This is a genomic window from Salinimicrobium sp. WS361, from assembly GCF_050750585.1.
In the GTDB taxonomy this organism is placed as follows: Bacteria; Bacteroidota; Bacteroidia; order Flavobacteriales; family Flavobacteriaceae; genus Salinimicrobium.
Genome location: NZ_JBOJLM010000042.1, coordinates 1 through 2402 on the forward strand (window position 1 = coordinate 1; position 2402 = coordinate 2402).

At 45.2% G+C, this 2402-nt stretch carries 2 protein-coding genes; both read right to left on the bottom strand.

Annotated elements, in window-relative coordinates; translation table 11 throughout:
* Nucleotides 1-284: 284 nt before the first annotated feature.
* Nucleotides 285-1415 carry an IS91 family transposase gene (locus tag ACQ93I_RS17100; protein ID WP_431699589.1) on the bottom strand — a complete coding sequence of 377 codons (1131 nt, stop codon included), beginning with the start codon at nt 1413-1415 and terminating at the stop codon, nt 285-287.
* Entirely contained in the window at nt 1415-2092 is a 678-nt protein-coding gene (locus tag ACQ93I_RS17105; protein ID WP_431699590.1) for a tyrosine-type recombinase/integrase, read from the bottom strand. Before ACQ93I_RS17105 ends, ACQ93I_RS17100 begins: the two co-directional genes overlap by 1 nt.
* Nucleotides 2093-2402: the final 310 nt, after the last annotated feature.

The window sequence follows — 2402 nt, forward strand, 5'->3', positions numbered from 1 at the left end:
AATAACTAAGTATTCGGCCCGCCGATAGGCCAGGGCTGAATATCTTGTTGACGGATCCGGTTCCTCCTCTATGGGGAATGCCTTTTTATTCTATATTGTTCTGGATTTTTATTGCGGTAGATGAGCCACAATTTTTGTTGAGTTTTTTAGGCTCCAACATTTTCCTAGTGACTTAAATCTAATTTAAGTATTGATTAGCCCTTTTTTCTGTTTTCCGGTCGCTTTTTGAATAAATTCTTGGCTTTAGGACATAACTCTCCCGCCCCGCATGGTGCAGGCTAGTTTTAAGATCTATTAACGCATGAAAGTAGTTTTCTCCATCTATCTGGCGGACCGCGCTTATCAAAAATCATAACCGTGATTAGTTTTCCCTTTCTGCAACTTGGACATTTGCCCAGGAGCAATGGAGGCTTCTCTACTACAGCTTTTACTGGCACCCCTGCAAGGATGTTTTGAAGCGCCGGTAGTTTATCCTTTTTCCAACTACTGCTCAGGATGCCGTAATGTCTTATCCGTGTAAAACCTTTGGGCAGGACATGCAAAGCAAATCGGCGCACGAACTCACGCGCAGTAAGCGTAAGTTGTTCTTTCCGGCCTGCTTTCTTGTAGTCCTTAATCTGGAAGGTTACCTTTTTCTGGGATATGTTTATATGTTTTATCCGGTAATTACTTATTGCGATCTTATGGGTATAACGGCCCAGATATTCTACTACATATTTTGGGGTGTGGAATTGCTGCTTTGCATACACTACCCAGTTTTTAGCAAAGAGTTTATCGTAGATTTCCTGGGGTACGGGTATCTTTTGCTGACGCAGCAGCGCACTATATTTAGCGCGGAATACCTTACCCATCGATTTCACGTTAAACAGGTATTTTCCCTTGTTCTTTGCAGGTTTCCATTTGCCTGACCTGTTTACCGCACCTCCGGGAACAATACAATGCAAGTGTGGGTGCAGGCTCAGGTTTTGGCCCCAGGTGTGTAAGATGGCTATCATGCCCATTTGCCCGCCCAGGTGTTTCGGGTTCTCCCCAAACTGTCTAAGGGTGGCCCAGGCCGCTTTGAACAAGCTTCCATAAATTATTTTGGGATGGGATAAAGCAAACACGTTCAGTTCGGACGGAAGGGTGAAGACTACATGAAAATAAGGAACATTAAGCAGTTCGCTTTCCCGTGCCTGTATCCACTGTTCACGCTTATGGCCTTGACACGTAGGGCAGTGGCGGTTCCTGCAACTGTTGTAACTGATGTGGAGCTTATTACAGCAATCGCACTTATCGATATGTCCGCCCATAGCAGGGGTACGGCATCTACGGATGGCATGAAGGGTACGCCTGTGCCAGCTCGTAAATGCCTGGGAGGAGATATAATCCTGCTCCATCTCCAGCACATCAGCCACCTTAAAGTGACTGCGCATTATTGAAAAAGAGTGTCCAGGGGGCTAAACTTTCGTGAACTCCCAGTGTTGGCAACGTGTAAATATACCAGCGTTGTCTCGATAAAAGCATGTCCTAAAAGTTCTTTCAGGCTGATAATATTGAGCCCTGCCTCCAGCAAGTGCGTGGCGTAAGTATGGCGCAGGCAATGGGCGGTAATAGTCTTGTGGGTATTTACTTTGCTTCTGTTCTCTTTTATGACCCATTGTATTGCGGTGGGAGTTATGGGCCTAGGTGCACCATCATCGGTTACCTGGCTGTTGAAGAGGAAGGTTTTTGGAGATTCCGTTGCAATGTATTTTTTAAGTCCACGTGCCAGATGTTTGCTCAGTGGTACATAACGATCAACTTTGCCCTTCTGCTTTTTTATAAAAACAGTCTGTCGGTCAAAGTCTACATCGCAGAGCCTTAGGGCACAGAGTTCGTAGCTCCTTAGTCCACATCCATATAACATGCCTAGGATCAATCGGTGTTTGAGATATTTGGGCGCTTTGAGCAAGGTGCGTACTTCGGCTTTGCTAAGCACTACAGGGAGTTGGTTCTGTCGCTTTATTTGGGGAAGCTTGACCTGCTTGTCTTTCATGCCCAGGATCTTGTAAATGGCCCGCAGGCCGAAAATAGTGTGCTTGAAAAAACTTTCGGATGGAGTTTTGTGCAAGTTTTGGCAATGAAAGAGATAATCATTGATCATTTCAGTAGAGAGGGTCTCCGGGCTTTGCTTGTAGTGCAGGCCCAGGTGCGCCAGGCATCGCTTGTAGTTGTTTAGGGTACTTGCGGCTTTCCCATTGATCGAAAAGCTCTTACCAAGTTGTGCGCAAAGGCTTTCAAAGCCAGGAACTTCTGCGATAGCGGTCTCTACTATCGTTTTACTTTTTTTTATACATAACGGTAAATTTTAAGTTTACCTAAATATAAGAATTGTTGTATTTTGGCTTTAGTAAGCTTCCGACCGGTAGGGAGGATTCGTT